We start from the raw sequence: 26,452 nt of genomic DNA on the forward strand, positions 1-26,452 counted from the left end.
GGGGAGGGGGTCGGGCCGGTCGCGTGGAGCAGCAGATAGCTGAACAGCAGGGTGGCCAGAACGGCGAGCACAGTGGTCAGCACGCGCCCGGCGATGGCGGCCAGGCGCTGCCGCGTCGTCGGTGCCCGCATAAGGTGCTCGCTTTCGATCGGTCGGCGAAATCGACTACGCCGTCCTTGTCGTGCGAACTCGTTGAATCATTAGCAATTGAATGGCAAATCACAACGAAAGCGCAGGTTGGCAGCGCGGGCAGAAGTAGATACCGCGTTCGCGGTGTGAGACCCGATCCGACTCCGGTGCGGTCTCGCCGAGCAGCTCGACCCTGATCGGGGTGCCGCAGCGCTGGCATGGCCTGCGAGTGCGGCCGTAGGCCAACGGCCGCCACGGCGGTTGGTGCGCGGCCGCGGTGAGGACCCGGTGGGCCTCGTTGACCAGCGCGAGCAGGTCCGGCACGGCGGCGACCGGGGTGGCCGGGTGCACGCGGCGCAGGAAGCACACCTCGCTGCGATAGATATTGCCGATGCCCGCCAGATTGCGCTGATCGAGCAGGGCGATCCCGATGGGCTCATCGGGATGGTTCCGCAGCCGGGCCACTGCCTCGGCCGGATCCCAGTCGGGGCCGAGCAGGTCGGGGCCGAGATGGTCGATCGCGCGTTGCTCCTCGCCGCGGCGCAGCACCTCGACAATGCCGAGGGAGAATCCGACCGCCTCCACGTCCGCGGTGGCCAGCACCACGCGCGCGGTGACGCGCGGCTGGGTCCATCGCTGGCCACAATGGAACACCCGCCAGCTGCCCTCCATCTTCAGATGGGTGTGGATGCTGACCGTCTCGGTGCGGATGAACAGGTGCTTGCCGTAGCTGCCCACACTGTCCACCGTCTGTCCACGGAGGTCGACCGTCGCGTAGCGGGGGACGCGGAAATCGCTGCGCGTCAATACCTCGCCGTCCAGCGCGGCACGCAGGCGTTGTGCGGTGAGGTAGACGGTGTCACCCTCGGGCATCGCCCGCACCGGAGGGTTCGGTGGTCACGGGCGCCCTCGCAGGCGCAGGCCGCGCGGTGTGGCGGCGAAGCCGGCCTCGGTGAGGAAGGTGGCAAAGGTATTGCCGTGCACGGATTCACCATCGACCCGGTCGATCACCAGTGAATCGACCCTGCGCTCGTGTACAAGGGCGGCCAGCGCCCGTGTCGCTCGTTGCCGGGCGGCCGGGTCCTCGGTGAAGGTGAGCAACGTCTTGCCGCCACGTTCCAGATACAGCACCAGTTCGCCGTCGACCAGCACCACCAGTGCGCCCGCCTTACGACCCGGGCGGTGCCCGGACTCGCCGTCGCCCTTTGGCCAGGGCAGTGCGGCACCATAAGGATTGGCCGGATCGCAGGCCGCCAGTGCCAGGGCCTCGCTCTCCGCTCCGCGCCCGGTGCGGTCGGTGTCGAAGGACCGCAGGCGGTCGACCACATCGGTGGTGGAGAACTGGGCGCCGCCGAGCGAATCGATGAAATAGCCGCGACGACACCGGCCGCGGTCCTCGAATTCGGTGAGCACCCGATACATCAGCGCGAAACCACCGGGCACGCCTTCGCTCTGTACCGAACCCCTGGTCAGGACCCCGTAGCGCTCCAGGAGCAGATCGGCGGTGGCGTGCGCGCGGATCGTATTGTCGGTCAGCCGGTCCGGCAGCAGCGACCAGCGGCCGGCGACCGTCGGAGGCCCGGAGCGGGTGGGCAGCGTTTGACGCGGGAGGTAGGCCCGGCCACGTGGGGTGCGACGTGGGGAGCGGTGCGCGGTCGGTGTGCGAGTGGAGCCCGCCAGTCGAGCCCGGACCGGGGCGTAGGTATCGCCGGAGACGAGTCCGGCCCACACCAGCTCCCACAGGGCGTCGGCGACGGCGGCGTCGTCGAGAAGGCCGGTGGAGTCCGACAGCTGCCGGAAGAAGTAGGCGCCGCCGCCGTGCAGCATCTGCGGCACCCGCATCACGGGTGGTCCGGGCCGCATCGCGGTATCCGGTGCCGTCCCGTCGGCAAGTGGCAGCGCTGCGGGTGTCCACGCCGGCAGCTGTGCGCCGAGCGCGGTGAGCAGACGTAGGTGTGGCTCGGTGAGTTCGATGTCGTCGGCCGGAGGCAGGGTGACAGGTGCCTGGTCGGCCGGATGTAGCGCGATCCAGCCGTCCTTGGCATTGATCGCGCCGTGCCCGGACCAGCGCACCTCACCGGTGGCCATGAGTTCGTCCAGCATGGCGGGGGAGTAGTCGCGCACCCGGGCGGGAAGCACCAGTGACTCCAGCGCGGACGCCGGCATCGGTACGCCCGCAAGCTGTTCCACCGCCGCGGCGACGCCGTCGATGCCACGCAGCTCCCCGGTGCCCAGATGCTGCCAGGCGGGCAGGAAACGACCGAAGGTGGCGGTGGACACCGGCTCCACCTCGTGCCGTGCGGCGGCGAGGCTGCGTCTGCGCAACCGGCGAAGCACCTGGGCGTCGCACCATTCCGAGCCGGCGGCGGCGGGCGTGAATTCGCCTTCCACCACCCGTTTTTCGGTGGCGAGCCGATGCAGGGCACCACCGGCGACGGCGATACCGAGACCGAACCGGGCCGCGACCGCCTCCACTGCGAACGGTCCGTGGGTGCGGGCGTAGCGCGCCACCAGGTCGCCGAGTGGGTCGGCGACCGGCTCGATGAAAGCCGCGGGGGTACCGATGGGCAGCGGTACACCGAGTGCATCACGCAACCGCGCCGCGTCCTCGACGGCCGCCCACCAGGTACGCCCGGCGAAGGACACCTCCAGCGCGCGCCGGGCCAGCACCAGCTCCGCGGCCCACGGCGCCGGATCCTCGCGGCAGCGTTCGGTGGCCTCTGCGGCGGTGAGCGGGCCGAGCAGCCGCAGCAGATCGGCAAGGCCCTCGGCATCGCGCGCCAGCCGTTCCGGTGTGAGCCGCTGCAATTCGCGTTCGGTCTGCTCGATGACCGAAGCGTCGAGCAGTTCGCGCAGTTCCACTCGGCCGAGTAGTTCGGCCAGCAGGCTCGAATCCAGTGACAATGCCGCCGCACGCCGCTCGGCCAGCGGACTGTCGCCGTCGTACATGAACTGGCCGATGTAATCGAAGAGCAGCGCATTGGCGAACGGTGACGGCGTGGCCGTCTCCACCTCGATCAGCCGCACCTGCCGCCGCGCCAGCCGGCCGAGCAGATCGCTCAACGCCGGCAGGTCGTAGACGTCGCGCAGGCATTCGCGCACCGTCTCCAGCAGGATCGGGAAATCCGGGAACTTGCGCGCCACGTCCAGTAGCTGCGCCGACCGCTGGCGTTGCTGCCACAGTGGTGCGCGTTTTCCGGGATCGCGCCGCGGCAGTAGCAGCGCGCGGGCCGCGCATTCACGGAACCTGGCGGCGAACAGCGCGGAACCGCCGACCTGTTCGGTGACGATCTCGTCGATCTCGTCCGGTTCGAAGGCGAACAGTTCGGCACCGGGAGGGTCGTCGGTGGTGTCCGGTAGCCGCACCACGATGCCGTCATCGGAGGCGTTCGGCGCGACGTCGACCCCGAATCTTTCCCGCAGCCTGGCACCGACCGCGAGTGCCAACGGCGCGTGCACCGGGAGCCCGTAAGGAGAGTGCAGCACAAGGCGCCAGTCGCCGAGTTCGTCGCGGAATCGCTCAACGATCAGGGTGCGGTCGGTCGGCAGGCGGCCGGTCGCGGCGCGTTGATCATCCAGGAGCGCAATGAGATTGGAGGTGGCGTTCGCGTCGAGCCCGGCCGTGCCGACCAGCTCCGTGACACCGTCGTGCGCCGGATCGCTCCCCTGCCCTGCCCGCCGGATGAACTCTCCGAGCGCCGCACCCAATTCGGCGGGCCGCCCGAGGCCGTCGCCGTGCCAGAATGGCAGCCGCCCCGGCAAGCCGAACGCTGGCGTCACCAGCACCCGGTCGAAAGTGATCTCCTCGATGCGCCAGCTGGTCGCGCCGAGGGCGAAGACATCGCCGACGCGCGATTCGTAGACCATCTCCTCATCGAGTTCGCCTACACGGGAAGCCTTTTCGCCCACCATGTACACCGCGAACATGCCGCGGTCGGGAATCGCACCGCCCGAGGTGACCGCCAACCGCTGCGCACCCGGCCTGCCGGTCAGCGTGCCCGCGTCGCGATCCCAGACCAGGCGCGGACGCAACTCGGCGAATTCGTCGGAGGGGTACCGGCCGGACAGCAGGTCGAGGACCGATTCATAGGCCGAACGCGGCAGCGTCGCATAACTTCCGGTGCCGCGGACAACCTCGAACCAGGTGTCGACGTCGACCGGGTCGAGCGCGCACATCGCGACCGTCTGCTGGGCCAGGATGTCGAGCGGATGGGCCGGGATCTGGATGGCCTCGATCTGCCCGGTGGTCATGCGTTGCGCGGCGACCGCGCAATGGATGACATCGGTGCGGTGTTTGGGAAACAGCACCCCGCGCGAGATCTCGCCGACCTGATGACCGGCTCGCCCGATTCGTTGCAGCCCACTGGCCACCGACGGCGGCGCCTCCACCTGAACCACCAGATCGACGGCACCCATATCGATGCCGAGCTCGAGGCTGCTGGTGGCGACAACACAGCGCAGCCGCCCGCTCTTCAGATCGTCCTCGATCAGCGCCCGCTGTTCCTTGCTGACCGAGCCGTGGTGTGCGCGGGCCAGTAGCGGTGCCGCACCGTGGACCACCTCGGTGGACGGTCCGAGCTGCGCGGGCGGCGCGTGTTCGGTCTCGACCGGATCGCCGGTGCGTTCGGCGAACGTCTCGTTCAGACGCGCGGTGAGCCGTTCGGCCAGCCTGCGAGAATTGGCGAACACGATCGACGACCGGTGTGCGAGCACCAGATCCACGATCGCCTCGTCCACATGCGGCCAGATCGACCCCGGCTGATCCGATTCGCCGGGCTCGGTCATATCCGTGACCGGCACCCGCACCGATAGGTCGAAGGTCTTGGGTGCGGGTGGGGACACGATGGTGAGCGGCGCGTTGCCGACCAGGAAGCGCCCGACCTCCTCGGGTGGGCGCACGGTGGCCGAGAGCCCGATCCGTTGCACCGGGCGTTCGGTGAGCAGGTCGAGCCGGGCCAGCGACAACGCCAGATGGGAGCCGCGCTTGGACCCGGCGATGGCGTGCACCTCGTCCACGATCACCGTCCGCACCGTCCGCAGTGTGTCCCTGGCGGCGGAGGTGAGCATGAGGAACAGCGATTCCGGCGTGGTGATCAGGACGTCGGGCGGCGTGCGCTGCATGGAGCGGCGTTCGCTCGCAGTGGTATCGCCGGAACGCACGCCGACGCTGATGTGTGGCGGGTCGAGGCCGAGCCGTTTCGCGGTCTGGGTGATGCCGACCAGTGGGGCACGCAGATTGCGCTCCACATCGACGGCGAGCGCCTTCAACGGCGACACATACAGCACCGTGGTGCCCGGCTCGTCCGATTTCTCCCCGGTGGCCAGCTGATCGATCGCCCACAGGAACGCGGACAATGTCTTACCCGAACCCGTGGGCGCGATGACCAGGGTGTGCTCACCGGCCGCGATCGCCCGCCAGGCGCCGAGCTGGGCCTCCGTCGGCGCGGGGAATGCGCCGTCGAACCACTCCCGGGTCGCGGTGGAGAACTCGGTCATGAGATCAGTGTGCACCCCGGCACCGACACGGACGCCGCGACCAGCATCGATCCCCGTACCCTGCACCTGTGCCCGGCGTCCTGAGACTCGACCTCATCGGCCACGGCGTGACCGAGGCCATGCGCCGCGCGCGCTTCCCCGACGACGAACCGCTCACCGAATCCGGTCGCAATGCCCTCGAGCCGTATCGGCCGCCCGCTGAGGCGAGGGTTCTGATCGCCCCGGAGCGCCGTGCCGTCGGCACGGCGCAGCAGCTCGGACTGTCGGGCAGTACGGAGCCGGCCCTGCGTGATCTCGATGCGGGACGCTGGCGGGGTCGCGAGCTTGCCGCTCTCTCACCCGACGAGGCGAAGGCCTGGCTCACCGATCCGGGGTTCCGCGGGCACGGCGGCGACTCGATCAGTGACGTGATCGACCGTGTCGGGTCATGGCTCGGCGTAGTCGCCGACAGTGGCCGATCCACGGTCGCCATCACGCATCCGGCGGTGATCCGGGCCGCACTGCTGGTGGCACTGGATGCACCGGCGGCGTCCTTCTGGCGACTGGACGTCCCGCCGGGGCAGGCTGTTCGGCTGCACCATCGCGGCGCCTGGACGGTGCGATTCGGCCGTTGAACCGCGCGAACGCCAGTCGGTTGGTTTCCTCCGCGCGAGGTGTCAGCCGTGGCTGCGCACCGGTGTCGACGGTGTTCCCGCGGTGAGCAGCATTCGCACCGCATCGGTGATCAACCGCGCCGACAGGGACGGATCGACGGCGCGCTGGATGCCGAGGCCGATCCCCATGCTCAGCACCGCGCCCGCGGCTTCCTCCGCGGACAGCGGCAATTCGATGCCAGCGGAATCGGCGAGGATCTGGACCTGTGCGGCGACCGCGCCGCGCACGGCATCGAGGCTCGACACCAGCTCGGCGCGCAGTTGCGGATCATCCCGTGCGACGATCGCGAACTCGAATTCGAGCATGGTCCACCCGACATCGCCCAGCGTGCGTTCGGCCCATTCCTGTAGCCGTTCGAGCTGGTCGTCCAGGCTGGTCCCGGCCGCGAGCAGGGTGGTGATCTCGCCGAACTTCGTCTCGTGGATCAAGTCGAGTACTTCGAGGCACAGCTGTTTCTTGGTGCGGAAGTTCGAATACACCGCTCCTTTGGAGAAACCCGCTGCCTCGGCGACCCGGTCCAGGCTGGTCCGGGCATAGCCGTCGGTCAGGAAGAGATCGCGTGCGGTCGCGATCAGGTCGGCGCGGGTGCGCGCCTGACTTTCGGACCGGGTCAGTCGTGCCATACCCCGATTCTAGATACCCCAGGAATTCGGATACCGACAGTATCTGAAATCTGCTAGTGTCTGAAAATATGAGTAACAACAACAGGTCACAACGCCGTGGCCTGGCCATCGGATGCGGTGGCACGCTCGGCGCCGCCTGGATCGTCGCCGCGCTCGCCGCGGTACGGGACACATTGGAGTGGGATCCGCGCACCGCGGATGTCCTGATCGGCACGTCGGCAGGTGCCGAGCTGGTCACCATGCTCGGCAGCGGCATCGGCGTCGACGAACTGGTGTCGATGCAGCGTGGCGCCACCTCGAATCCGATCCTGGCCGCGCACATGCGCGATGAGCCCGGCCGTTTTCCGCCCTTGCCACGGCTTCGGTGGCATCCCTCACGACTGGCGGTGCGCGGCCCCGACTCCGGGCAGCGGCTGCTGACCGCGGGCAGCACGCTCCTTCCGGTCGGTGGGGGTGATGCGAGCTGGTTGCAGCGCCTCGCCGAGGCCGTCGCACCGAATCAGAATTGGGTGTCACATCCGGCGACCTGGCTCGTGGGTATGGACACCGCGACCGGCGAGCGCGTCCCCTTCGGCGCCCCCGATGCGCCCGCCGCCACATTGGGCGAGGCATTGCGTGCCTCCTGGGCGATTCCCGGCTGGTACCCGCCGGTGACGATCGGCTCCCGCCGATTCGTCGACGGCGGCGCGGGATCCACCGCCTCGGTGGATCTACTCGCCGGACAGCAGCTCGACGAAGTGATCGTGCTCGCCCCGATGGCGTCGGCCGAGCGCATCCCGGCCGCTGGCCCCTGGCATCTGCTCGAACGCCAATTGCGCGACCGGATGAGCGCTCAGCTCGCCGCCGAGATCGTCACCCTGCGCGCCACCGGGACCAGGGTGCTGCTGCTCGGCGCGACCGCCGACGATCTCGCGGTGATGGGTCCCAACTTCATGGACGGCCGTCGCCGTCTCGCCACCTTCGAACACAGCCTGCGCAGCACCCGCCGCGCTCTGGAACACGCCGCGCTCGTCTGAGCGATCGGGCCGTCAGGCGGTTGCGCCGCCGATAGACACATTCTGAGGAGAACAGAGATGGGAATTCTCGGCCACGGATACCCCGGCATCGACCTGTCCGCCGCGACGGTACTGATCACCGGCGCCGGTCGCGGCATCGGCCAGGCCACGGCAGAAATGTTCGCCGCCAAGGGATCCGACGTGGTGATCGCCGACGTCGATCTCGTCGCGGCCGAGGCGGCGGCGGCCGCGATCGGTGCGCGCGCCTTCGGCCTCGATGTACGGTCGCGGCCCGACTGGGACGCTGTCGTCGCCGAGGTCGGTGCGGTCGACATCCTCGTCAACAATGCCGGTGTCATGCCCGCGGGCGCCTTCCTCGACGAATCCGACGAGGTCGGCCACGCCACCATCGACATCAATGTCTGGGGCCTGATCCACGGCATGCGTGCGGTGGTACCAGGCATGATCGAGCGCGGTCGCGGCCATGTGGTCAATGTGGCCTCTCTCGCAGGCAAGATCCCGGTGCCGGGCCTGGCGGTATACAACGCCAGTAAGTTCGCCGCGGTCGGGCTCACGGCCGCCACCCGGTTGGAATTCGCCGAGCACGGCATCAGCGTCAGCGCGGTGCTGCCCTCGGCGGTGCGGACCCGCCTGTCCTCGGGACTCACCCTCGGCCGCGGTATGCCCACCGTCGATCCGACCGACGTGGCCGAGGCGATCGTGCAGACCTGCCGCACCCGCCGTGCCGAGGTCGCCGTGCCCAACTATCTCGGCCCGATCGATATCGCGCTGGCCGCGGCGCCGGAACGGGCGGTCCGCTTGGTACGCAACCTCTTCGACGGCAACCGCGCCCTGCACCCGTCCGACGAGCAGACCAGGGCCGCTTATGAGGCCCAGGTCCGTTCGATCACCTGAGCGGGCTCAGCCGAACTCGATGCCCTGTGCCAGCGGCAGGTCGTCGGAGTAGTTGATGGTGTTGGTGGCGCGGCGCATATAGGCCTTCCAGGAATCGGACCCGGATTCGCGCCCGCCACCGGTCTGCTTCTCGCCGCCGAAAGCGCCGCCGATCTCCGCGCCGGATGTACCGATATTGACATTGGCGATGCCGCAGTCGGAGCCGTCGGCGGCGAGGAAGCGTTCGGCCTCGCGCTGGTCGGTGGTGAACACCGACGACGAAAGCCCCTGCGGCACTGCATTGTGCAGTTCGACCGCGCCATCGAAATCGTGGTAGGTGAGCACGTACAGGATCGGCGCGAAGGTCTCCTCCCGCACGACCGCAGTCTGGGTGGGCATGCGGATGATCGCCGGGCGCACGTAGTAGGCGTTGTCGCCGAAACCGTCCACTCGTTCACCACCACAGATCAATTCGCCGCCGTCGGCCAGCGCGCGATCGATCGCGGCGGTCATACCCGCATAGGCCTTCCCGTCGATCAGCGGCCCGACCAGTACACCGGGCTCGAGCGGACTGCCGACGCGCAGTTGTAGATACGCGCCCTCCAGCAGGTCCAGCAGCGGGCCCGCCACATCGGCGTGCACGATGAGCCGTCGGAGCGAGGTGCACCGCTGTCCGGCCGTGCCCGCTGCCGCGAAAACGATGCCGCGCGCCGCGAGCTCGAGATCCGCCGACTCGGTGACGATGGCCGCGTTGTTGCCGCCCAGCTCCAGCAAGCAGCGACCGAGGCGCGCCGCGACTCGGGGCGCGACCGTGCGGCCCATCCGCACCGAACCCGTCGCGCTCAGCAGCGCCACCCGTTCGTCATCGACGAGCCGTTCGCCCGCCTCCGTGCCGCCGAGGATCAACTGATGGACCTGCGGATCGGCGCCGACGTCCGCTGCGGCGCGGCGCAGCAGTGCGTGGCAGGCCAGGCCGGTCAGCGGGGTGGTCTCCGACGGCTTCCAGACGACGGTGTCACCACAGACCAACGCGATCGCGGTATTCCAGGCCCACACCGCGACCGGGAAGTTGAACGCCGAGATCACCCCGACCACGCCCAGCGGATGCCAGGTCTCCATCAGCCGGTGGCCGGGACGTTCCGACGGCATGGTCCGTCCGTAGAGCTGGCGGGACAGCCCAACGGCGAACTCGCAGACATCGATCATCTCCTGCACTTCACCGACCGCCTCGGCGCCGATCTTGCCCGCCTCCAGCGTGACAAGCTCGCCCAGCAGCTCCTTATGGGCTTCGAGGAGAACGGCCAGCCTGCGGACCAGTGCGCCGCGCACCGGTGCGGGCACCGTGCGCCAGGTCCGAAACGCCGTGGCGGCCCGGTCGATCGCGGCCGCGACGTCGTCGGGGGAGTCCGGGCGCAGGGTGGCCAGCTGGCCGCCGGTGATGGGGGTGCGAGCCACCAGTGTGCCGGGGATGGGCGGTTCGGCGCCGAGCGCGTCGAGCAGTGCTTCGGCGCGGCCGGGAAGTACGCGGGCCGAATGTTCGCCGACGATATAGGTCATCTGGGTCCTCCGCTTCGACGTGGGTGACCGGTGGGCTCGGCGCTCCGGTCGCGGAATGAACGATTACAAGTTTTCTGCACGGGCCGCGTTGGCTGCGTTAGCCTTCGCTGATGGCGGAAACACCGGCAAAACCCGTTCTCGACGATATCGATCGGCTACTGATACGCGAGCTGATGGCCGATGGCCGGGCCACCCTGTCGAATCTGGCCGAGAAGGCGAGCCTGTCGGTGTCGGCCGTGCAGTCGCGGGTGCGCAGGTTGGAAGCGCGGGGCGTGATCCGGGGCTATACCGCGAACGTCGATCCCGAGGCGCTCGGTCATCTGCTGTCGGCATTCGTCGCGATCACTCCTCTCGACCCGTCGCAACCCGATGACGCGCCCGCATTGTTGCAGCAGGTGCCCGGAATCGAGGCGTGCCACTCGGTAGCGGGCGATGAGAGTTATGTGCTGCTGGTTCGAGTGGCTTCGCCCCGTCATCTGGAGCAGCTGTTGCAGGAGATCCGGGCGACCGCCAATGTCCGCACGCGAAGCACGATCATCTTGCAGACATTCTACGACAGGTAGCGCTTGACCGGAGTTTCTCCGTTTTGTTGTAGCGATTTCGCTAAATCTTTCGTACCCTGCGGATGTGACCATCGAACTGGAGCGCACCCGCTCGGATGGTGACGAGGTATCGGTCACCACCGCCACCCGGGTCCACGAGATCTTGTCGGCGAGCATCCTCGCCGATGGCTTCGAGCTGGTTCTCGACCTGCGACGATCGCAGGGCCGCCACCTCGTCGACGAACGCGACGGCACCACCTACCTGGACATGTTCGGCTTCTTCGCCTCCAATGCCCTCGGCATGAACCATCCGGCTCTCGCCGAGGACGAGGCATTCGTCGCCGAGCTCGCCACCGCCGCCCTCAACAAGCCGAGCAACTCCGACATCTACACCGTGGCCATGGCCCGCTTCGTGGAGACCTTCGTCCGGGTGCTCGGCGACCCCGGGCTCCCGCATCTGTTCTTCATCGACGGCGGCGGCCTCGCGGTGGAGAACGCGCTCAAGGTGGCCTTCGACTGGAAGAGCAGACATAACGAAAGCCACGGCCGGTCACCGCGACTGGGCACCAAGGTGATGCATCTGACCGGCGCCTTCCACGGCCGCACCGGCTACACCCTGTCGCTGACCAATACCGACCCGGCCAAAACGGCACGTTTCCCTGCCTTCGACTGGCCGCGCATCGACGCGCCGTATCTGGGTGCGGGCCGCGATATCGCGGTCGCGGAGCAGCACGCGCTCGACCAGGCTGCCAGAGCCTTTGCCGAGAACCCGCACGACATCGCGTGTTTCATCGCCGAACCCATCCAGGGCGAGGGCGGCGACCGGCATCTGCGCCCCGAGTTCCTCCAGGCGATGCAGCAGTTGTGCCACGACAACGACGCGCTGTTCGTGCTCGACGAGGTACAGACCGGGGTCGGTATGACCGGAACGACCTGGGCCTACCAGCAATTGGGGCTCGCACCCGACGCCGTGGCGTTCGGTAAGAAGACCCAGGTCTGCGGCGTGATGGCCGGCGGCCGCGTCGACGAGGTACCCGACAACGTGTTCGCCGTCAGCTCCCGGCTCAACTCCACATGGGGCGGCAATCTCACCGATATGGTGCGCACCCGCCGCATCCTCGAGGTGATCGAACACGACGGGCTCGTCGACCGATCCAGGCTGCTCGGCACCCATCTGCTGGACCGGCTCACCGCCCTGGCACAGCGACATCCGGCCCTCACCGAACCGCGCGGTCGCGGCCTCATGTGTGCGATGGACCTGCCGGACACCCGGTTCCGTGACGACGTGCTGACCCAACTGCGCGAACGCGAACATGTGCTCATCCTCGGCACCGGTGAACGCGGCATCCGGTTCCGTCCGCCGTTGACGGTCACCGCCGAGGAGCTCGACGCCGCGGTAGCGGCTGTGGACCGGGTGCTGACCGACCTCGACTGAGCACGATTCGGCTCGAACGGGTTTCGGCCTGTTTCGGCGCGGATAGCTGCGCTACCGGCTGGTTATCCTTAGGGTCGCTGCCATGTCCTCCCGTCAGCACTTCATTCAGTCGCGGGTACCGTGCGTGAATCGTCGTCGGGCACCCCTGGCCGCCTCGCTCGCGGTGGTTGCCGCCGTCGCCGGCTGCTCCACCAGCGAAGCGGGCTCCGTTCAGCACATCGACACCCCCACCGGCGCCACGACCTCGGCGCCGCCGCCACCCCATCTGGCCAACCTGCTACCGGGTATGCCGCCGCCGCTGTCGGATACCGACGTCTACGCGGCCAACCGGGAACTCGATCCGTCGGTCGCCGACCACCGGCCGCTGGTTTATGTGCCCAACAGTGAATCGAATTCGGTCACCGTGATCGACCCGGCGACCTTCCAGGTGGTCGATAGCTTCTCCGCGGGCGGGCTTGAACCGCAGCATGTGGTCCCCTCCTATGACATGCAGACGCTGTATGTCACCAATGATCTGCCCATCGGCGGCGGCAGCCTGCTGCCGATCGACCCGCGGACCGGTACACCGGGGCAACCGATTCCGGTGCGCGATCCGTACAACATGTACTACACCCCGGACGGCAAGTTCGCTCTCGTCGTCGCCGAGGCGGACAAGTCGCTGGACTTCTACGACCCGAAGACCTGGCAGAAGCTGCACGGCGTCCCGGTGCCCGACTGCGCGGGCGTCGACCATATGGACTTCACGGCCGACGGGCGGTTCGCACTGGCCAGCTGCGAATTCATCGGCCGGATGCTAGTTTTCGACATCGCCGAGCGCAAGCCGATCAGGACGATCGATTTGCCCGGCGGCCGGTCCGGCAAACCACAGGACGTGAAGCTCTCGCCGGACGGCACCCAGTTCTTCGTCGCCGATATGGTGGCCAACGGTATGTACGTCTTCGACGCCCTGACCTTCGAGAACACCGGTTTCATCCCCACCGGCCACGGTGCACACGGGCTGTACATCACCCGTGATTCGAAGCAGATGATCATCACCAACCGGCACGAGGGCAGCATCTCGGTCTGGGATTTCGCCGAGGACAAACTGGTCAACACTTGGTTCCTGCCCGGCGGCGGCAGCCCGGATATGGGCAACATCTCCGCCGACGGCCGCGTCTTCTGGGTCTCGGGCCGCCACCATGGCGAGGTCTATGCCATCGACATCATCGACTGGAAGCTGCTGGCCCGTATCCCGGTGGGCAAGGGCGCGCACGGGCTGACGGTGTGGCCGCAGCCGGGGCGCTACTCGACCGGGCATACGGGTGTGATGCGCTGAACCCTCGATCGAACGGGCAGAGCCGGGCCGGGACGGATGCTTCGGCAGTCCCGGACTCGGCGTGGCACGTTGTTCAGTCGGCCGGGCGCGGGTTCAGCCCGAGCGCGCCCTCGGTGAACCGCCGCACCGCTGTCAGCCCGGCGTCGAGGGCCTCGTCGTAGCCGCGCCGGGACCAGCCGGTGATCTGGGCGGAACCGTCGGTGCCGGGCGTGACGCCGATTTCGGCGACGAGTTCGGCGGTCGTCGGCTCGCACACAGCCCATGAGTAGTGCGTTTCGTCGTCCCACTGCCCGTTGCGGCGATGCACGTACTCGGCATCGGTGATCCCGCCCTCGGCCAGCGCCGGACGATCGTCGATACGTTCATCGGCCCGGAGTGCGCGCAGGTACCAGGAGCCCGCGTTGATCTCGATCGGTTCCATCAGCTCTCTTCGGTCTCGGGCGCCGAGCAGCGGCGTCGGCGGTATCGGTCGCGACCACCGTCGGCGACCCGTGCAAGGTTAGCCCCGGGACATCAGCGGCTGTCCGATGGCAGCCGTCCGCACACCGGTCAGCCGCGATCGAGCTGTGCCACCACATCGGCCAGCGCGACGTGCGCTGCCCGCCGCCCGATCTCGAGCGCGCGTGCCAGTAGCTCGGTATCGCGGGCCGCGCTGTCGACGGCGGGCGAGCCTGCGGGCGGGTGGATCTGCAGGACGGCATCGCCCAGGCCGGTCAGCACTCGATCTTCCACCGATTGCTGCTGCGGGCGCTCCAGCCAGGCCCGGTAGGCGCCCGGCGCACGCACCCGCAGATAGGTGCCACCGACCACGGAGTGGATCCGCGATGCGGCCGGACGTCGCTCGTCCACGCGCCGGGTGCGCAGCACCACCGCGTGGGTCGCGCCCGAACGCAGTGCGGTGCGGATCGGCACGGTCTCGGCCAGTCCGCCGTCGAGGTAGCACGCATCGCCGAGCGGGACCGGTGGCCCGGCCAGGATCGGTAGCCCCGCGGAGGCTCGCAGCGCGGTCATGAGGGTGCGCTTGTCCACGATGTGGCGGCTCAGATCGACCGCGAGCCCGGTGCGGACATCGGTGGCCACCGGATGAAAGGTGGTGGGGTTGGCCAGGATCGCGGGGAAATCCATCGGCTCGATCCCGTCGTAGACCTGATGCACCAGATACCGCAGATCGAAGGCCGGACGTCCACGCAGCAGCCTGGCCGGGTCGATGGCGCGGCGCATGATCGCCGGATCGGTCCACGACCGCATACCGGGCTCGGCCCGTCCGCACAGCAGCCACGCGCCGTTGATGGCGCCGGCGGAGGTGCCATAGACGGCGTCGAACACCGCGGCCAACCCCAGTTGTTCGAGCCCGTGCACCATGCCGCTGGAATACACACCGCGGCTGCCGCCGCCCTCGACGACGAGCACCAGCCGGTGCCCGTCGGTACGGCTACCGGACTCGACGCGGGTACGAATGACCTCCGCGACGGCGGGGGTAGAGCTGGTCACCCGACCACGATACTGTGTTCATTTGCCGCTGGCGCGGCGTGTTCGCGGCCCCCTTGTGTCTCGCGTTTGCGCGACCGCTGCTTGCCTACGGCGTGCGCAGCGGCCGCACAAACGCGAGACGGGCCGCGAACGGGGCTCCCTCGGGGTCGCCCCTCCGTTGCCCACAGCTTGGTTGCGTTTTGCCGCGTGCTGCTCAGATTCGGTGGTGTGGTTATTACAGAGACGGGCCGCGAACGGGGCTTCGACGTCGCCCGCTCGCGGCCCGGTGTTCTCGGGTCCCTGAGTCTTACTTGATCTCGGCCAACACGGTGCCCTGGGTGATGGCGGCGCCGGCTTCCACGGCCAGCCCGGTGACAACACCGGCCTTGTGCGCGTTGACCGGGTTCTCCATCTTCATGGCCTCGAGCACGACGATCAGGTCGCCCGCCTCGACGGTCTGGCCTTCCTCGACCGCGACCTTGACGACGGTGCCCTGCATCGGCGCGGTGACCGAGTCACCCGATGCCGCGCCGCCGCCCGTGCCGCCACGCTTGCGCGCCTTCGGCTTCTTGCGGATCACGCCTGCGCCGTTACCGCCCGCACCGGCCGCACCCGCACCGACGGTGAAGTTTCCGGGGAGCGAGACCTCGACACGACGGCCACCGACCTCGACGACCACCTTCTGCCGCGGGCCTTCCTCGTCCTCGTCGAGAGGAGCACCGCCGGTGTAGGGCTCGACGGTGTTCTTCCACTCGGTTTCGATCCACTTGGTGTAGACGTCGAACTTCTCACCGTCACCGATGAACGCCGGATCTTCGACGATCGCGCGGTGGAACGGGATGACGGTGGCCAGGCCCTCGACGTGGAACTCGGCCAGCGCGCGCCGTGCCCGCTCCAGCGCCTCGGTGCGGTTCGCGCCGGTGACGATCAGCTTGGCAAGCATCGAGTCGAACTGACCGCCGATCACGCTGCCCTGCACCACACCGGAGTCCACGCGCACACCCGGGCCGGTGGGCTCGGAGTACACGGTGACCGGGCCGGGGGCGGGCAGGAAGCCGCGACCGGCGTCCTCGCCGTTGATCCGGAACTCGAACGAGTGTCCGCGCGGGGTCGGGTCTTCCTTGATCGACAGCTCTTCGCCGTTGGCGATGCGGAACTGTTGGCGCACGAGATCGATGCCAGCGGTCTCCTCGGTGACCGGGTGCTCGACCTGCAGGCGGGTGTTGACCTCGAGGAACGACACGGTGTCGCCCTGCACCAGGTACTCCACTGTGCCCGCGCCGTAGTAGTGGGCTTCCTTGCAGATGGCCTTGGCCGAGGCGTGGATCCGCGCCCGCTGATCGTCGGTGAGGAACGGCGCGGGCGCCTCCTCGACCAGCTTCTGGAACCGGCGCTGCAGCGAGCAGTCACGGGTACCCGCGACCACGACATTGCCGTGCTTGTCGGCGATAACCTGTGCCTCGACGTGGCGAGCCTTGTCCAGGTACTGCTCGACGAAGCATTCACCACGACCGAAGGCGGCGACCGCCTCGCGGGTGGCCGACTCGAACAGCTCAGGGATCTCCTCGATGGTGTGGGCGACCTTCATGCCGCGGCCACCACCACCGAAGGCGGCCTTGATGGCCACCGGGACGCCGTACTTCTTCGCGAACTCGACGACCTCGTCGGCGTTCTTGACCGGGTCCTTGGTGCCCGCCGCCATCGGCGCCTTGGCGCGCTCGGCGATGTGGCGTGCGGTGACCTTGTCACCGAGGTCCCGAATGGACTGCGGCGACGGTCCGATCCAGATCAACCCGGCGTCGAGGACTGCCTGGGCGAAGTCGGCATTCTCGGAAAGGAATCCGTAGCCGGGGTGGATGGCGTCCGCACCGGACTTGGCGGCGGCATCGAGGATCTTGTCGAACACCAGGTACGACTCTGCCGACGTCTGTCCACCGAGGGCGAAGGCCTCATCGGCGAGCTTGACGAACGGGGCATCGGCATCGGGTTCGGCGTACACCGCGACGCTCCCGATACCGGCATCCTTGGCCGCCCGGATCACGCGCACGGCGATCTCGCCTCGATTAGCTACGAGTACCTTCGTGATCTGCGCGCTGGCATGGCTGGGCACTGAGCCTCCTGTGCAATCTTCTCTGTGGTCGCCCCTGGTCGACAACTTTTCGTCTGGAGCGAGTGTAGGCAGTCTGCCAATAGACGCCGAACTCGGATAGTCCTACCGAAGAGTAGGTCGTGGATCACACCCGCCGCGAGGCGGGGCTGTTCTACCTGGTGCGAGCACGTCGACCGGCTCCAGCCGGCGCGGTTCCCGGCTCGGATCCGCGGGCGATCGGCATGCGCACCGAGTTCCCCCATTCGGTCCACGACCCGTCGTAATTACGCACCGATTCGAAGCCGAGCAGATACTTCAGCACGAACCAGGTGTGACTGGAGCGCTCGCCGACCCTGCTGTACACGACCAGCGCGTCTTCGGCGGCCAGGTCGCGGTAGAGCGCGTCGAGCTCGGCGCGGGGGCGGAAGCGCCCGTCGGAGTTGAACGCTTCGGTCCACGGGATGTTCATCGCGGTCGGGATATGGCCGCCGCGCAGGGCGAGATCATCGGGTTCCGACAACGCCTCGCCGCTGTACTCCTCCGGTGACCGCACATCGACCAGCGGCTTGCCGAGGTGGCCGAGCACATCCGAACGAAACGCGCGGTCGGTGTCGTCGTCGCGGCGCACCGTCGGGTACTCGCTGCGTCCGATGCGGGGCGGTTCGAAGGTGGTGTCGCGTTCCTCGCCGATCCAGGCCTCACGGCCGCCGTCGAGCAGCCGGACGTCCTCGTGGCCGAACAGCGTGAGCACCCACAGGGTGTGCGCGGCCTGCGCGTTGCCGCGATCGCCGTAGACGACCACGGTGTCGTCGCGGTCGATGCCCTTGGCGCGCATGAGTTCGGTGAACCGGGCGCCATCGATGTAGTCGCGGGTGACGGGGTCGTTGAGGTCACCGCGCCAGTCGATCTTGGTGGCTCCGGGGACGTGCCCGATGTCATAGAGCAGGATATCTTCGTTCGACTCGATGATCTTCAGCCCGGGAGCGCCGATGTTTGCCGACAGCCACTCCGTGGTTACTAGTCGTTGTGGGTGTGAATAGGCACCGAATGCGGAAGTTGGGTCCGGGGCAACGGGCACGTCGAGGATCCTTCACGCGAGGTAGGCGGCGGTAGGGCGGTTTCGGGTCGCACAGTGCATGCTATGTGTGACCCGAAGATGAATCTCGTTTCAGATCACAAATCGGCTGAATGGGCGAATAAGTCGCACGAGCATCCGATAAAGTCTCTCGGGAGGAGGGGTGAGCTATGTCCGATTCATGGCCGCGGCGGCGACTGCTCGCGATCCTACGTGGCGCAAGCGAGCCCCTCGACGCCCAGGAGCTGGCCAAGATCACCGGACAGCACGTCACCACCGTCCGCTTCCACCTCGATGTGCTCACTCGCGAGTCCCTGGTTCGCCAGTTCCAGCAGCCCCCACGAGGCCGTGGACGCCCCCGGATCGGCTACCGCGCTGTGCAGCGAACGGTCGGTTATCAAGAACTGGCCCAGGTGCTCGCCGATCAGCTCGGTCCCGATGCGCGCCGCCGTGCCGAAGCCGCGGTTGCGGCCGGGCGAGCGTGGGGCGCCAGGCTCGATGTGGTGGAACAACCTGCCGAAACGCTGGCCGATGCCAAAGACCTGGCCATGTCATTGATGTCGGAACTCGGGTTCGCGCCCGAACGCGATCCCGCGGGCGACACCGACGAGAAGGTCACCATCCGGCTGACCGCGTGCCCGCTGCGCGAACTTGCCCGCACTCACTCCGAGGTGGTCTGTGGTGTGCATCAGGGGTTGATTCAGGAAGTGCTCGACCGCAACGGCGCACGGGAGCGGGTCGAGGTCACGCTCGATCCATTCGTGGAGGCCGAGGTCTGCGAGCTGCGGCTGGCCCTGTTCGCTGTCGGGCGTGATCGCTACGACGACGGCCCGCGCCCCGAGCCGTCGTCAGTACTCGGACGGCTGACGCCACAGGTCCGCGACACCGACCCCGACGTCGTCGAGCAGCCTGCGCAGAAGTGGTAGCCCGATCCCGATCACGCTCGATGGATCACCGTCGATACGGTCGACGAACCAGCCGCCGAGTCCGTCGAGGGTGAACGCACCCGCGACCTGCAGCGGCTCACCGGTGGCGATATAGGCGTCGAGCGCCTCGGGTTCGGGCTTGGCGAAATGAATCGTGGTGGAACTACAGTCCACCGCCTCGGCCGTCACGGCCCCATCGAGCAGCCGTAAAACGCAATGTCCAGTGATGAGATCGGCACTGCGCCCGGCCATGGCATTCCAGCGGGCCCGTGCGACCTCGGGCGTGTGTGGTTTGCCCTGAAGCAAGCCGTCGATCAACAGCATGGAATCGCAGCCGACCACCACACAGTCGGCCGCGAACTCGGGAACCGTCGCGGCGACGACAGCGGCCTTCGCCTTGGCCAATTCGACGACCACACCCTGCGGCGGGGTATCGGCGGGCAGTGCGTCGGCCACGGCGTCTTCGTCCACGTCCGAGATTCGGACGATGGGGTCGATACCCGCCGAACGCAACACCGTGCGCCGGGCAGGGGACGCTGACGCAAGGACCAGTTCGGTCACGGTGGATCCCCTCCCGGCACCGGTAGGTCAGCGCAGATGCGACAGCTGCGGGAACGCGTACGGCGAGAACGGCGAGGTGCCGCGGTGCATCATGGTCGGCCTGCCCCAGAAATCATTCGGTCCCTGCGGGCCCTCGGCCGAGCCGCTACCCGCCGCCGCGGTCAGCACACACACCAGCGCCGCGATCTCCTCATCGGTGGGCGCACCCTTCTCGATGATCAGGAAGGGCTTGTCGCCTGCGACCGCAGCCAGGGCAGCATCGACGTCGGCGCCGACCACCGCGGCGTCATCGGTAAGCGAGTCGACAGCGAGGTCGAGTTCGGCGGCGGTCAACACATCTTCATCTGCCACAATCGTCACGGTGCCAGATCCTCTCTCTTTTCTTGACCAGACGGGGGTGGTGTCCGGTCAAGAGACGCAATCATCGTCGGATTCACTCATTGCATCAATGCAACCAGTGTGCGCGGCTCAACGAGGGTATCGCTGATTCACAGCGGAATGTTGCCGTGTTTCTTCGGCGGGAGGGTCACCATCTTGCGTTCGAGCAGTCGCAGCGCGGAGACGATCTGACCGCGAGTGTGCGACGGCGGGATGACCGCATCCACGTATCCGCGCTCGGCGGCGACGTACGGGTTCACCAACGTGTCCTCGTACTCGTTCTGGAGCTCGAGCCGCAGCGCATCGACGTCGGCGCCCTCTTTGGCGGCCTCCTGCAACTGCTTGCGATAGACGAATCCGACGGCCCCCGAGGCGCCCATGACGGCGATCTGCGCGGTGGGCCACGCCAGGTTCACATCGGCACCCATATGCTTGGAACCCATGACGTCGTAGGCGCCGCCGTAGGCCTTGCGAGTGATGATCGTGATTTTGCCCACAGTGGCCTCACCGTAGGCGTAGAGCAGCTTCGCGCCGCGCCGGATGATGCCGTTGTATTCCTGTCCGGTACCGGGCAGGAAGCCGGGAACGTCGACCAGCGTGATGATCGGAATGTTGAACGCGTCGCAGGTACGCACGAAGCGCGCGGCCTTCTCCGAGGCATCGATATCGAGGCAGCCGGCGAACTGGGTCGGCTGGTTCGCGACGATGCCGACGCTGCGGCCGTCGACCCGGCCGAAGCCGACGATGATGTTCATCGCGCGCTCGGCCTGCACCTCGAGGAACTCGTCGTCGTCGAGCAGGCGACGGATGACCTCGTGCATGTCGTAGGGCTGATTCGGCGAGTCCGGGATCAGCGTGTCCAGCTCGAGGTCTTCTTCGGTGAGCGAGTCCTCGATGGCGCCGTCGATCGGATCGGTGGCGGGGAAGCGCGGTGCCTCGGCGCGGTTGTTGCTCGGCAGGTAGGACAGCAGATCCTTGACGTAGTCGAGGGCGTCCTGCTCACCGGAGGCGACGTAGTGCGCGACACCGGACTTGGTCATGTGGGTGTGCGCGCCACCCAGCTCCTCCATGGTGACTTCCTCACCGGTGACCGTCTTGATGACGTCGGGGCCGGTGACGAACATCTGGCTGGTCTGGTCGACCATCACCACGAAGTCGGTCAGTGCGGGGGAGTACACGTGGCCACCGGCGGCGGGGCCCATGATCAGCGAGATCTGCGGGATCACGCCGGAAGCCTGGATGTTGCGGTGGAAGATCTCGCCGTAGAGGCCGAGCGAGACGACGCCCTCCTGGATGCGGGCGCCCGCGCCCTCGTTGATACCGATCAGCGGACGGCCGGTCTTGATCGCCAGGTCCATGACCTTGACGATCTTTTCGCCGTAGACCTCGCCGAGGCTGCCACCGAAGACGGTGACGTCCTGGCTGAAGATGCACACGTCGCGGCCGTCGATGGTGCCGTAACCGGTGACGACGCCGTCGCCGAGCGGACGGTTGTTCTCCAGGCCGAAGTTCACGCTGCGGTGCCGTGCCAGGGCGTCCAGCTCGACGAAGGAGCCCTCGTCGAGCAGGGCGATGATGCGTTCGCGGGCGGTCATCTTGCCCTTGGCGTGGACCTTGTCGACTGCGGCCTCACCCATCGGGTGCTGGGCCTCTTCGAGCCGATTCCGCAGGTCAGCCAGCTTGCCGGCGGTGGTGTGGATATCTGGGGCACCCGCCGGACCCGGCGAAGGCTGCTGCTGGACACTCGTCATGGGTCGGAGTGTAACCAGTACCAGGACCGGCTGTTAACCCAGGACGGTCTACCAGTCAGTAGAAAACCGCAGGTGGGCGCGGGTCGGTACAGAAAATCGGTTTCTTTCCCGATGGGCTTCGCAATACCCTGTGAGCGTTCGTTTTTCGAGCTCAGGGGAGGAGATCGAGCATGTGGGAATGGGGTAGAACCGTGGCCGAACACGCCGCGGTGGCAGCGTTCACCCAACCGGTCGCGGAGCCGGAGCCGAAGTACACCCAAGGCGAGGCCACCGCAGAATCCGGATTCACCGAGGAAGCCTCGGAAGCCGAGATCGAGGGCCGGCGCGCGCTGCCGCGGGCCGGCGCGTCCGGCCGATTTCGACCTCGCGAGGTAGAGCCGTCTTCTACGAGTAGCCTGCGGTGGTGCAGAGGCCACCGTTGGATGCAGAGCAGTTGCGGCGCAGCATCGCCGGTAACGCGGAGTTGTCGTTCTACCGTGGAATCGAGGTGGTGGAGACGACCGGATCGACCAACGCGGATCTGATCGCCAGGGCCGCCGATCCGCAGGTCGACCGGATCGCGCTGCTGGCCGAAACACAGGAGCACGGACGCGGCAGGCACGCCCGGGTCTGGGTGAGTCCGCCGCGCGCGCAGATCTCCCTGTCGGTGCTGGTGCGGCTGCGGGGTATCGATCCGAATGCGCTCGGCTGGCTACCCCTGTTGACAGGTGTCGCCGTGGTGGATGCGCTGCGGACGACCGCGTCGGTGCCCGCGATGCTCAAATGGCCCAATGACGTCCTGATCGAGGGCCGCAAGGTCGCGGGCATCCTCGCGGAAGTGGCGGCGAGCGGCGCGGACCCCGCGGTGGTGGTCGGCGTCGGGGTGAACGTGAGCCTCACCGAGGACGAGCTTCCGGTACCGAACGCGACCTCGCTGGCACTGTCGGGTGCCGCGGCCACCGACCGCACCGCACTGGCGCGGTCGATGCTGACCGAGTTCGCCCGCCGGCTCACGGCCTGGCAGGGCGCGGGATGGGCGGTGGACGGGCTCGCCGCCGACTATCGCGAACGGTGCGCGACTCTCGGCGCCCGGGTACGCGCCGACCTGCCAGGAGGGCGGGCGCTGACCGGAATCGCGACCGATGTCGACGCGGCGGGCCGGCTGCTCATCGGCGATCAGCCGGTCTCGGCAGGCGACGTCACCCACCTGCGGCCGGAATAGCCGGCCCCTCACACCCGTCTTGGTCACACGCGCCTCCAGTGTGATTGGGGGGCAGACGTATCCGATCCATCTACCGGGTTCTATACGCCGTCGGGCGGGCAAGAGGTGTGAGGCGGGGGAAACCGGGTCGAGCGGCTCGATCACGGTGTGCGCCACCGTGCGTCGGCTGACGTTCGTGCAGCACAACGACGTTGCGCGTCGGTCATTTCGGCATCTCGAGCGGTAGGGTTCGGCATATGGGTTATCCGGAGGACGTCCTGGCGCCCGACGAAGAGCTGATTCTGCATCGTCATCCGCATTGGAAGATGCTGTTCTGGCCGGTTGTGACGTTGATCGTCGCCACCGCGCTCGCCGGCTTCGCCGGTGGTCTCGCCTGGCGCAACACCGAGTCGCCGGGCCGGTCGATCCTGCTGCTGGTGATCTTCCTGCTGTGGTTGTTCATCATCATATGGCGTTGTGTCGTACCGCTGATCAGCTGGAAGTCGACGCATTTCATCATCACCCAGCGCCGGGTGCTCGTCCGTCAGGGCGTGATCACCCATACCGGCATCGATATCCCGATGAGCCGGATCTCCAGCGTCCAGTTCCGGCACGGATTGTTCGATCGGCTGCTCGGCACCGGCACCCTGATCATCGGATCGTCGTCGGAGGAACCGCTCGAGTACGACGACATCCCGGCGGTGCAGCAGGTGCATGCCCTGCTCTACCACCAGGTGTTCGAGGTCGAGCGTCGTGGCCACCACGACGATTCGCACGGCTATCGGTGAGCTGCGCGTCGGTTGCCGCGCGGGTCCGTAATCTTGCTCTATGACCGCTGTACTGCTGGCCGAGGACGATGAGGCCATCGCCGCACCGCTGTCGCGGGCACTGGGCAGGGAAGGCTATTCGGTCACCGTCGAACGCTTCGGTCCCGCAGTGCTGCGCCGCGCACTCGAGGGCAACCATGATCTGCTGATCCTCGACCTCGGATTGCCGGGTATGGACGGTCTAGAGGTGTGCCGTCAGGTGCGGGCGCGCGGTGCCGACCTGGCGGTGTTGATGCTGACCGCCCGCACCGACGAGGTGGACTTCGTCGTGGGACTCGACGCGGGCGCCGACGACTACGTCGGGAAACCGTTCCGTCTGGCCGAACTGTTGGCCCGGGTGCGAGCCCTGCTGCGGCGCAGCGGAATCGGTGACGATACCGTCGAGGTCGGCGGTATCCGGCTGGAGCCCGCGGCCCGTCGGGTATTGGTCAACGGGGTCGAGGTCGGCCTGGCGAACAAGGAGTACGAGCTGCTCAAGGTGCTGATCGACCGGGCCGGGCAGGTGGTCTCGCGCGAGACGATCCTGCGTGAGGTCTGGGGTGATGCCGAACTGCGCGGTTCCAAGACGCTCGATATGCATATGTCCTGGCTCCGTCGCAAGATCGGCGACGAGGGCCCGATGGCCGAGCGGCGCATCGTCACCGTGCGCGGTGTCGGCTTCCGGCTGAATACCGACTGACGTGCGGCGTCGGATTCTGCGGTCGATGCTGACCGTGCTCATGCTCACCACGGTGGCACTCGGTGTTCCACTCACCTACACCGCGTGGCTGTGGGTCGAAGACATCACCAGAAACGATCTGCAGAGCCGTCTCGAGCGGATCGCGGTCGAGGTCATCGCCCAGGAGCGCGACGACGGCCGGGTCCACGATGGGCTCGATCTGCGCACGGTGCGGCCGCTGGTGCCCGAGGACGGCCGGCTCACCATCGTCTACCCGGCGCCGCACGACAACGCCTCACAGGTCGATATCGGGGCCGAGCGGGTCCGCGACCCATTGCTGGAATCGCTGTCCATGGGTGCGTCCGGATCGTTGCGGCTCGAGGTGCCCTCCGCGCCGATGCATGCCAGACAGCGTCAGGCCGTTGCCGTCGTCGGGCTGGCCGTGCTGGCCTCCCTCGGCGCGGCGGTGGCGGTGGCGGTGGTGACCGCGCGCCGGGTCGCCGACCCGTTGCGCGATGTCGCGGCGCGCGCGGCCCGGCTGGCGATGGGCGATTTCCGGCCCGATCCGCGCAGGCACGGCATCGCCGAGCTGGATCGGGTGTCCGATGTGCTCGATTCGGCGACGGTCGAGATCGCCGGGCGCCTGCAACGTGAGCATGCGCTGGTCGCCGATGTCTCTCATCAGCTGCGCAGCAGGTTGACCGCGGTGCGGTTGCGGCTGGACGAGCTGTCCGCCCACCGTGACCCGGATGTGGTGCACGAGGCCGAGGAGGCGATGGCGCAGGTCGACCGGCTGACCGAGGCGATCGACGATCTGGTGCGGGCCTCACGCGACGAGGACGCCACCGAACGCGATCCGGTCCCGGTGATGGATGAACTGCGCGGCATCGTCACCGAATGGACTCATCCGTTCACCGAGGCCGGGCGCACGCTCGAGCTGACCGGTGACCGACAACTGCGCGCCCCCATTACCGGTTCCCGGTTGCGGGAGGCGGTGGCGGTGTTGATCGACAACGCGCTGATGCACGGCGGCGGCACCTGCACGGTGTCGGTGCGTACGGTGCGGCCGGGCGGGGACCGGGAGCCGTTGGTGTGTGTGGAGATCGCCGACGAGGGCGACGGTGTCAGCGACGAGCTGGCCCCGCACATCTTCGACCGCGGCTTCTCGGGTGCGGGATCGACCGGGGTGGGGCTCGCGCTGGCGCGTGCGCTGATCGAGGCCGACGGTGGGCGACTGGAATTGCAGCGGCGCAGGCCCGCGTTGTTCGCGGTGTTCCTCGGAGCGCCGCCGACGACGCGTCAGGCGAATGGAGTGGTTGGGGAGCCGCGGTAGAGCAGTGCTCGCAGGTCAGCTGTGGCCGAGCCGGCGTTCTTCTTCGACGAGCTCTTCGAACTCCTCCATGATCTGTTCCATCTCGTCCGGGAAGACCCAGCGGCGCATGGCCCAGAAGCGGAATGCCATCTGTAGCAGGTTGCCGATGATGAACGCGCTGACGAAGTCGGCGATGTTCTCGACAAGGAAGCTGACATCGGGCTGGCGCAGGTGGAAGACGTAGCTGGAAATCCACAGCGGCACGAAACTCAGCACCACGCCGACGCCGCTGACCGCGAAGAACAATGCCGCCTCGTGGTGGCGTTCCCGGCCACCGCGGTTCTTGAACGACCATTCGCGGTTGAGGATGTAGGAACAGATCACCGCGATCACACCGGAGATGATCTTCGCGGTGACCGGCTTGGGCTCGAGAACCGTCCACTTCAGCAGGTAGAAGATTCCGCTGTCGATGACGAACGTGGTGGCGCCGACGATCGCGAACTTGATCAGTTCGCGGTGACGGTACGCGATGTCCTGCGCAGGCTTGGGAAGGACGTTGACCACGCCGTCGACGAATGACACAAG

The 26,452-nt window shown here is 67.7% G+C and carries 23 protein-coding genes; 11 read left to right on the plus strand and 12 right to left on the minus strand.

The window, feature by feature from the left end:
* Positions 1 to 219 precede the first annotated feature (219 nt).
* Entirely contained in the window at positions 220 to 1,002 is a 783-nt protein-coding gene (locus tag GV792_RS20815; RefSeq protein WP_163825963.1) for an Fpg/Nei family DNA glycosylase, read from the minus strand.
* 24 nt (positions 1,003 to 1,026) lie between these two features.
* The gene (locus tag GV792_RS20820; RefSeq protein WP_163825964.1) at positions 1,027 to 5,625 is read right to left on the minus strand and encodes an ATP-dependent helicase; all 4,599 of its coding nucleotides are present in this window, start codon (positions 5,623 to 5,625) and stop codon (positions 1,027 to 1,029) included.
* Positions 5,626 to 5,693: 68 nt separating this feature from the next.
* Here GV792_RS20820 and GV792_RS20825 point away from each other — a divergent pair, with 68 nt between their 5' ends.
* Positions 5,694 to 6,239, plus strand: a complete 546-nt coding sequence (locus tag GV792_RS20825) for a histidine phosphatase family protein (protein WP_163825965.1) — start codon at positions 5,694 to 5,696, stop codon at positions 6,237 to 6,239.
* 42 nt (positions 6,240 to 6,281) lie between these two features.
* On the opposite strand, the gene GV792_RS20830 is transcribed toward GV792_RS20825, so the two are convergent.
* A complete protein-coding gene (locus GV792_RS20830; protein WP_163825966.1) occupies positions 6,282 to 6,902 on the minus strand; it encodes a TetR/AcrR family transcriptional regulator in 621 nt (206 codons plus the stop codon).
* A gap of 68 nt (positions 6,903 to 6,970) precedes the next feature.
* Between GV792_RS20830 and GV792_RS20835 the strand changes: the two genes are divergently transcribed.
* Positions 6,971 to 7,918: a patatin-like phospholipase family protein gene (locus tag GV792_RS20835; RefSeq protein ID WP_163825967.1), complete on the plus strand. Its 948-nt coding sequence runs from the start codon at positions 6,971 to 6,973 to the stop codon at positions 7,916 to 7,918.
* 57 nt (positions 7,919 to 7,975) lie between these two features.
* A complete protein-coding gene (locus GV792_RS20840) occupies positions 7,976 to 8,812 on the plus strand; it encodes an SDR family oxidoreductase (RefSeq protein WP_163825968.1) in 837 nt (278 codons plus the stop codon).
* 6 nt (positions 8,813 to 8,818) lie between these two features.
* Here the strand turns inward: GV792_RS20840 and amaB are convergent, their stop codons facing one another.
* A complete protein-coding gene (gene amaB / locus GV792_RS20845) occupies positions 8,819 to 10,348 on the minus strand; it encodes an L-piperidine-6-carboxylate dehydrogenase (RefSeq protein WP_163825969.1) in 1,530 nt (509 codons plus the stop codon).
* A gap of 110 nt (positions 10,349 to 10,458) precedes the next feature.
* On the opposite strand from amaB, the gene GV792_RS20850 reads away from it, so the two are divergent.
* The 3 genes from GV792_RS20850 to GV792_RS20860 all read left to right on the plus strand — a co-directional run bounded on the left by GV792_RS20850 (position 10,459) and on the right by GV792_RS20860 (position 13,640).
* Positions 10,459 to 10,911: an Lrp/AsnC family transcriptional regulator gene (locus tag GV792_RS20850; protein WP_163825970.1), complete on the plus strand. Its 453-nt coding sequence runs from the start codon at positions 10,459 to 10,461 to the stop codon at positions 10,909 to 10,911.
* 64 nt (positions 10,912 to 10,975) lie between these two features.
* On the plus strand, positions 10,976 to 12,325 hold the full coding sequence (lat, locus tag GV792_RS20855; RefSeq protein WP_178124436.1) for an L-lysine 6-transaminase: 1,350 nt from the start codon (positions 10,976 to 10,978) through the stop codon (positions 12,323 to 12,325).
* Between the two features lie 124 nt (positions 12,326 to 12,449).
* Positions 12,450 to 13,640: a YVTN family beta-propeller repeat protein gene (locus GV792_RS20860; RefSeq protein ID WP_309139139.1), complete on the plus strand. Its 1,191-nt coding sequence runs from the start codon at positions 12,450 to 12,452 to the stop codon at positions 13,638 to 13,640.
* A 73-nt stretch (positions 13,641 to 13,713) separates the two neighbouring features.
* Here the strand turns inward: GV792_RS20860 and GV792_RS20865 are convergent, their stop codons facing one another.
* The 4 genes from GV792_RS20865 to GV792_RS20880 form a co-directional block, all read right to left on the minus strand.
* Entirely contained in the window at positions 13,714 to 14,061 is a 348-nt protein-coding gene (locus GV792_RS20865; protein ID WP_163825971.1) for a hypothetical protein, read from the minus strand.
* 128 nt (positions 14,062 to 14,189) lie between these two features.
* On the minus strand, positions 14,190 to 15,131 hold the full coding sequence (locus tag GV792_RS20870) for a patatin-like phospholipase family protein (protein ID WP_163825972.1): 942 nt from the start codon (positions 15,129 to 15,131) through the stop codon (positions 14,190 to 14,192).
* Between the two features lie 286 nt (positions 15,132 to 15,417).
* Positions 15,418 to 17,220, minus strand: a complete 1,803-nt coding sequence (locus GV792_RS20875; protein WP_163825973.1) for an acetyl/propionyl/methylcrotonyl-CoA carboxylase subunit alpha — start codon at positions 17,218 to 17,220, stop codon at positions 15,418 to 15,420.
* Positions 17,221 to 17,371: 151 nt separating this feature from the next.
* Positions 17,372 to 18,277 carry a sulfurtransferase gene (locus tag GV792_RS20880; protein WP_163825974.1) on the minus strand — a complete coding sequence of 302 codons (906 nt, stop codon included), beginning with the start codon at positions 18,275 to 18,277 and terminating at the stop codon, positions 17,372 to 17,374.
* Positions 18,278 to 18,444: 167 nt separating this feature from the next.
* Here GV792_RS20880 and GV792_RS20885 point away from each other — a divergent pair, with 167 nt between their 5' ends.
* Positions 18,445 to 19,200 carry a helix-turn-helix transcriptional regulator gene (locus GV792_RS20885; RefSeq protein WP_163825975.1) on the plus strand — a complete coding sequence of 252 codons (756 nt, stop codon included), beginning with the start codon at positions 18,445 to 18,447 and terminating at the stop codon, positions 19,198 to 19,200.
* Here the strand turns inward: GV792_RS20885 and GV792_RS20890 are convergent.
* The 3 genes from GV792_RS20890 to GV792_RS20900 all read right to left on the minus strand — a co-directional run bounded on the left by GV792_RS20890 (position 19,123) and on the right by GV792_RS20900 (position 21,890).
* On the minus strand, positions 19,123 to 19,761 hold the full coding sequence (locus tag GV792_RS20890; protein WP_163825976.1) for a nucleoside triphosphate pyrophosphatase: 639 nt from the start codon (positions 19,759 to 19,761) through the stop codon (positions 19,123 to 19,125). The two genes, GV792_RS20885 and GV792_RS20890, sit on opposite strands and share 78 nt — an antisense overlap.
* A 27-nt stretch (positions 19,762 to 19,788) precedes the next feature.
* A complete protein-coding gene (locus GV792_RS20895) occupies positions 19,789 to 20,121 on the minus strand; it encodes an acyl-CoA carboxylase subunit epsilon (RefSeq protein WP_163825977.1) in 333 nt (110 codons plus the stop codon).
* Positions 20,122 to 20,249: 128 nt separating this feature from the next.
* Positions 20,250 to 21,890 carry an acyl-CoA carboxylase subunit beta gene (locus GV792_RS20900; protein WP_163825978.1) on the minus strand — a complete coding sequence of 547 codons (1,641 nt, stop codon included), beginning with the start codon at positions 21,888 to 21,890 and terminating at the stop codon, positions 20,250 to 20,252.
* A 403-nt stretch (positions 21,891 to 22,293) separates the two neighbouring features.
* On the opposite strand from GV792_RS20900, the gene GV792_RS20905 reads away from it, so the two are divergent.
* From GV792_RS20905 to GV792_RS20920, 4 genes are all read left to right on the plus strand, one after another.
* On the plus strand, positions 22,294 to 23,091 hold the full coding sequence (locus GV792_RS20905; RefSeq protein WP_309138577.1) for a biotin--[acetyl-CoA-carboxylase] ligase: 798 nt from the start codon (positions 22,294 to 22,296) through the stop codon (positions 23,089 to 23,091).
* Between the two features lie 236 nt (positions 23,092 to 23,327).
* Positions 23,328 to 23,858, plus strand: coding sequence for a PH domain-containing protein (locus GV792_RS20910; RefSeq protein WP_163825979.1), 531 nt, complete (start codon positions 23,328 to 23,330; stop codon positions 23,856 to 23,858).
* Between the two features lie 40 nt (positions 23,859 to 23,898).
* Positions 23,899 to 24,576 (plus strand): response regulator transcription factor, encoded by a 678-nt coding sequence (locus GV792_RS20915; RefSeq protein ID WP_036533618.1) that lies wholly within the window; start codon positions 23,899 to 23,901, stop codon positions 24,574 to 24,576.
* Between the two features lies 1 nt (position 24,577).
* Positions 24,578 to 25,888 (plus strand): ATP-binding protein, encoded by a 1,311-nt coding sequence (locus GV792_RS20920; protein ID WP_163825980.1) that lies wholly within the window; start codon positions 24,578 to 24,580, stop codon positions 25,886 to 25,888.
* 15 nt (positions 25,889 to 25,903) lie between these two features.
* Here GV792_RS20920 and GV792_RS20925 read toward each other — a convergent pair whose 3' ends face one another.
* Positions 25,904 to 26,449 carry a GtrA family protein gene (locus GV792_RS20925; protein WP_163825981.1) on the minus strand — a complete coding sequence of 182 codons (546 nt, stop codon included), beginning with the start codon at positions 26,447 to 26,449 and terminating at the stop codon, positions 25,904 to 25,906.
* Between the last annotated feature and the right edge of the window lie 3 nt (positions 26,450 to 26,452).

Origin of the sequence: Nocardia cyriacigeorgica (assembly GCF_010868145.1) — a bacterium.
In the GTDB taxonomy this organism is placed as follows: Bacteria; Actinomycetota; Actinomycetes; order Mycobacteriales; family Mycobacteriaceae; genus Nocardia; species Nocardia cyriacigeorgica_D.

Bases quoted from the DNA above. Each gene is read 5' to 3' on its own strand.
- GV792_RS20915 (WP_036533618.1), top strand. From the start codon at position 23,899: ATGACCGCTGTACTGCTGGCCGAGGACGATGAGGCCATCGCCGCACCG.
- GV792_RS20835 (WP_163825967.1), top strand. From the start codon at position 6,971: ATGAGTAACAACAACAGGTCACAACGCCGTGGCCTGGCCATCGGATGC.
- amaB (WP_163825969.1), bottom strand. From the start codon at position 10,348: ATGACCTATATCGTCGGCGAACATTCGGCCCGCGTACTTCCCGGCCGC.
- GV792_RS20910 (WP_163825979.1), top strand. From the start codon at position 23,328: ATGGGTTATCCGGAGGACGTCCTGGCGCCCGACGAAGAGCTGATTCTG.
- GV792_RS20840 (WP_163825968.1), top strand. From the start codon at position 7,976: ATGGGAATTCTCGGCCACGGATACCCCGGCATCGACCTGTCCGCCGCG.
- GV792_RS20865 (WP_163825971.1), bottom strand. From the start codon at position 14,061: ATGGAACCGATCGAGATCAACGCGGGCTCCTGGTACCTGCGCGCACTC.
- GV792_RS20815 (WP_163825963.1), bottom strand. From the start codon at position 1,002: ATGCCCGAGGGTGACACCGTCTACCTCACCGCACAACGCCTGCGTGCC.
- GV792_RS20850 (WP_163825970.1), top strand. From the start codon at position 10,459: ATGGCGGAAACACCGGCAAAACCCGTTCTCGACGATATCGATCGGCTA.
- GV792_RS20900 (WP_163825978.1), bottom strand. From the start codon at position 21,890: ATGACGAGTGTCCAGCAGCAGCCTTCGCCGGGTCCGGCGGGTGCCCCA.
- GV792_RS20830 (WP_163825966.1), bottom strand. From the start codon at position 6,902: ATGGCACGACTGACCCGGTCCGAAAGTCAGGCGCGCACCCGCGCCGAC.
- GV792_RS20885 (WP_163825975.1), top strand. From the start codon at position 18,445: ATGTCCGATTCATGGCCGCGGCGGCGACTGCTCGCGATCCTACGTGGC.
- GV792_RS20820 (WP_163825964.1), bottom strand. From the start codon at position 5,625: ATGACCGAGTTCTCCACCGCGACCCGGGAGTGGTTCGACGGCGCATTC.